General features: G+C 64.0%; 1 protein-coding gene. It reads right to left on the bottom strand.

The genetic code is table 11. The features are described from left to right. Positions 1-526 (bottom strand): NAD(P)H-binding protein (locus TU76_RS24250; protein WP_048352696.1); only part of this gene is annotated, 526 nt, incomplete at its 3' end. Positions 527-553: the final 27 nt, after the last annotated feature.

Genomic DNA, 553 nt, shown 5'->3' with positions numbered 1-553 from the left:
TGGCGCTGTGCATGATCTCAGGGATCCGCACGATTGAAGACCGTATGCCCTGTTCGGCGAGACCGATCACCGTGGTTTCCACGATGTTCCGAACCCGCAGTGTATTCTTGTACGAATCGCCGCCGGGAAGGGGCAGATCCTCTTCGGTGGCCGGCCGGCCCAGGCCCTCCCACCCGGGCGAGCCGACGCTTCCAGACACGACCAACGGCTTTGCGCTTCCGGCCAGTGCTTCGCCATAGGCGAGCATTATCTCAAGCTCCGCGGCCGCAACAGCGTTGATCCCGCCGGTTGGAATCAGGTCCTGCCGGTGCGCAACGTGGATGACGCCGTCCGAGGCGGCGGCCGCCTCCTTGAGCCCGTCGAGCTCCTCGAGATTGCCGCGACGTACCTTGGCGCCGAGCGCAGCAACCTGCGCCGCGGCCGTATCGGACCGAGCCAGGGCAGTGACCTCATGGCCGGCGGCGATAAGGTCGGAGATGATGTACGGCCCGGAATGGCCGGTACCGCCGGTAACAAAAACGTGCATGTTATTGGCCCTTTTAAGCAGTGTGAT

It is taken from the genome of Pseudomonas psychrophila (assembly GCF_001043005.1).
Taxonomy (GTDB): Bacteria; Pseudomonadota; Gammaproteobacteria; order Pseudomonadales; family Pseudomonadaceae; genus Aquipseudomonas; species Aquipseudomonas psychrophila.
The sequence above is the reverse complement of the archived record's forward strand: the minus strand, read 5'-3'. Positions and strand labels throughout refer to the sequence as shown.